General features: G+C 69.1%; 3 protein-coding genes and 1 rRNA gene. 3 read left to right on the top strand and 1 reads right to left on the bottom strand.

What is annotated here, in order from left to right; genetic code table 11:
* Nucleotides 1–374: ribosomal RNA gene (locus D6718_00395) — 16S ribosomal RNA — on the bottom strand; the annotation flags it as partial.
* A gap of 514 nt (nt 375–888) precedes the next feature.
* On the opposite strand from D6718_00395, the gene D6718_00390 reads away from it, so the two are divergent.
* The 3 genes from D6718_00390 to D6718_00380 all read left to right on the top strand — a co-directional run.
* A complete protein-coding gene (locus D6718_00390; protein ID RMG49095.1) occupies nt 889–1,365 on the top strand; it encodes a ribosome maturation factor RimP in 477 nt (158 codons plus the stop codon).
* 13 nt (nt 1,366–1,378) lie between these two features.
* Nucleotides 1,379–2,902, top strand: a complete 1,524-nt coding sequence (gene nusA / locus D6718_00385; GenBank protein RMG49094.1) for a transcription termination/antitermination protein NusA — start codon at nt 1,379–1,381, stop codon at nt 2,900–2,902.
* A gap of 134 nt (nt 2,903–3,036) precedes the next feature.
* Nucleotides 3,037–3,347 (top strand): hypothetical protein (locus tag D6718_00380; GenBank protein RMG49093.1); only part of this gene is annotated, 311 nt, incomplete at its 3' end.

Here is a 3,347-nt window from a genome sequence, read left to right as displayed (position 1 = left end):
TCCTCACTGCTGCCTCCCGTAGGAGTCTGGGCCGTGTCTCAGTCCCAGTGTGGCCGGACACCCTCTCAGGCCGGCTACCGATCGCAGCCTTGGTGGGCCATTACCCCACCAACAAGCTAATCGGCCGCGGGCCCCTCCTCGAGCGCTAGGTCCGAAGATCCCCAGCTTTGATCGCCGAATCCGAGGATTCGGCGATGTTATGCGGTATTAGCCCGGGTTTCCCCGGGTTATCCCCCACTCGAGGACAGGTTACCCACGTGTTACTCACCCGTCTGCCGCTTTACTCACGGCCCGAAGGCCGCTTTCTCGCACGACTTGCATGTGTTAGGCACGCCGCGAGCGTTCGTTCTGAGCCAGGATCAAACTCTCCAGTTCCTTTCGGTGCGGGACGCGAACGCCCCGCTCGAGTTCTGGAGTCATGCCGGCCTTGCAGCCGGCGATCGGTCACAGGCTCGCTGGTCTCGCGCTGCTCAGTTTTCAAAGAACAACCGGAACGCGCCGCGTTCCGCGCACCGGACGATGGTAGGCACCGCCCGAGCCTCCGTCAAGCTCGGTTGGCGCCAAAAAGCCCCCGCGCCACCCGACGGGTGGCCGGGGCGCACCGTCCAGCGCGGACGGATGGTGCCAGACGCCGCCGCGGCTGTCAAGCGCTTTCCGCAACAATCGCCGCCGCACCGGCAAGCCCATAAATTTCAAACACTTAGACACCTCTCTTTCGCCCGTCTCGGCCGCCGGCCTCCGCCGCACCGTCCGATTTGAAATCGGCCCGCGAATCGACTAACATGCCCCCGCTGAACCTCGGATGGCGAGGCGGCCGCTGGCCGCCTTTTTTCATGGCCGGCCGCCGGGCGCCGCGGAGCGTTCCGCCGCCGGGGGCCGAAGCGGGCGATGGTGAGCGAGACCGAACGGATCGAAACGGCAGTGGAAGCCCTGGCCGAGCGCGTGGCCCAGGGCCTGGGTCTCGCCGTGTACGACCTGCGCTTCCGTCAGGCGGGACCCCGCTGGAAGCTCCAGGTCTTCATCGAGCGCGCCGGGGAGGCTCCGGCGACCCTGGACGACTGCGAACGGCTCAGCCGGCAGCTCTCCCACGAACTCGACGCGGACGACCCGATTCCTCATGCCTACGATCTCGAGGTCTCCACGCCGGGCATCGAGCGCGCCCTGCGGAGGCGCCGCCACTGGGAGCGGGCCCTCGGCCGCCGGGTCCGGGTCCGCTGGCGCGACGAGACGGGGAAGGTGCGCACGGAGGTGCTCACCGTCCGCGCGCTGAACGGCGACAGCGCGGCGCTGACCGGGGGGAACGGGGAGGAGCTCGTGGTGCCCTTGTCCAGGGTGCTGAGCGCGCGCCTGCACATCGACTGGTAACGGAGACGAGAGGATGGCCCAACCGCCCCTGCTGCAACAGATCGAGGACCTGGCCCGCCAGAAGGGCATCGACCGCGACGTGATCATCCGCGCCGTCGAGGACGCCTTCGCGGCGGCGTCGCGGAAGGTGACCAAGTCCCGCGAAAACCTCGTGTCCCGGCTGGACAGGGAGTCGGGTGAATTCAAGGTCTACGCGAAGAAGCGGGTGGTGCCCGAGGTCGAAGATCCGGCCGTGGAGATCAGTCTCGAGGAGGCGATCGAGATCGATCCCGACGCCGACTTCGACCAGGAGCTGCTCTTCCAAAGAGAGGTCCCCGACATGGGTCGCATCGCCGCCCAGGCGGCGAAGCAGGTCATCTACCAGAAGGTCAAGGAAGCCGAGCGGACGAAGGTCTACAACGAGTACATCGACCGCGTCGGGGAGCTGATCAACGCGATCGTGAAGCGCACCGAGAGAGGCGACGTCGTCGTCGATCTGGGCACCACGGAGGGGATCATCCCGCGGCGCGAGCAGATCCGCGGCGAGATGTACAAGCCCGGCGAGCGGGTGCGCGGGATCATCGTCGATGTGGAGCGCTCCGGGAAGGGGCCGCAGGTGGTGATCTCCAGGGCCGACCCGCGGCTGGTGATGAAGCTCTTCGAAATGGAGGTCCCGGAAATCTACGACGGCACCGTCAGGATCATCTCGGTGGCCCGGGATGCCGGCGAGCGGACGAAGATCGCCGTGCAGTCGCGTGACCGCGACGTGGATCCGGTGGGCGCCTGCGTCGGGATGAAGGGGAACCGCGTCCAGTCGGTGATCCGGGAGCTGCGGGGGGAGAAGATCGACATCGTCCAGTACCACGACGACCCGCTCGCCTTCATCCGTGAGGCGCTGAAACCGGCCACCGCCAACCGGGTGATCCTCAAGGACAAGGCCAAGCGGGAAGCGGAGGTGATCGTCGCCGACGAACAGCTCTCCCTCGCGATCGGCAAGCGCGGCCAGAACGTCCGGCTCGCGGGGCGGCTCGTCGGCTGGCGCATCGACATCAAGAGCGAAACGGAAAAGCATGTCGAGATCGAAGCCGAGGCGGAGGCTCGCGAGCGTGCCGAAGTCCTCTTCCGCCGGCTCGACCTGGACGAGGCGATCGTCGCGGCCCTGGTGGAGGCGGGGTTCCGCGACCTCGACCAGCTGATCGCGGCGGATCTCGAAGACCTGACCCGGGTGCCCGGCGTCGACGTGGACCTCGCGCTGCACATCCACGACCGGGCGGAGGAGCTGTATCCCGTCGTCCAGCAGGAGCTGGAGGAGGCGCGGCGGCTGGCGGAGGAGCTGGCGGCCGCCAAGGCGGAGGAGAGCGACGCCGTGGCGGAGCTCTTCGCCGCCGAGGAGGCGCCGGAGGGCGAGGCCGGCGGCCCGCCGGAGACGCCCCCGGAGGACGGCGGGGTGGCTCTCGGTCAGCAGGAGGAGTCCGGCTCCGCGGACGGGGACGGGGGCGCGCCCGTTCCGGACCCGTCCGGGCCGGCGCCGGAAGCCCCCGCGACCGACGCCGGTTGAGGTACGGGGTAACGATGACGACGGCGCGCGATCCGATCGCTCTTCCCTGTCCCCCGCCCGGAGCGGGGACGGGCCCGCTCGCGCGCGGCCGGACCGGGGACGGTCCGGCGAACGCCCGCTAAGGAGTCACCACCGTGCGGATTTTCCAGCTCGCCAAGGAGCTCAACGTCGACAGCCAGGAGATCCTCGACGCCCTGGACGACATGGGCATCAGCGTCCGGTCGAATCTGGCCAACGTCGACGAGAAGCTCGAGGCCGAGCTCCGCGAGCTCTTCAAGCCCAAGCCGACGACGGCCCGCCTGTCGAAAGAAGAGGCGGTCCGCCGGGCCCTCAAGGAGCGGGAGGCGCGCGAGCGCGCGGCCCGCGAGGCGGCCCGGCGGGAGGAGGAGCGGAAGGAGGCCGCGCGGAAGGCGGCCCGCGATCGCGCCGCCGCGCGGCCTCCTTC

This window comes from Acidobacteriota bacterium, from assembly GCA_003696075.1.
GTDB lineage: Bacteria > Acidobacteriota > Polarisedimenticolia > J045 > J045 > J045.
The sequence above is the reverse complement of the archived record's forward strand: the minus strand, read 5'-3'. Positions and strand labels throughout refer to the sequence as shown.

Excerpts from the sequence above, each read along its gene's own strand:
- D6718_00390 (RMG49095.1), top strand. The coding sequence starts at position 889 with ATGGTGAGCGAGACCGAACGGATCGAAACGGCAGTGGAAGCCCTGGCC.
- nusA (RMG49094.1), top strand. The coding sequence starts at position 1,379 with ATGGCCCAACCGCCCCTGCTGCAACAGATCGAGGACCTGGCCCGCCAG.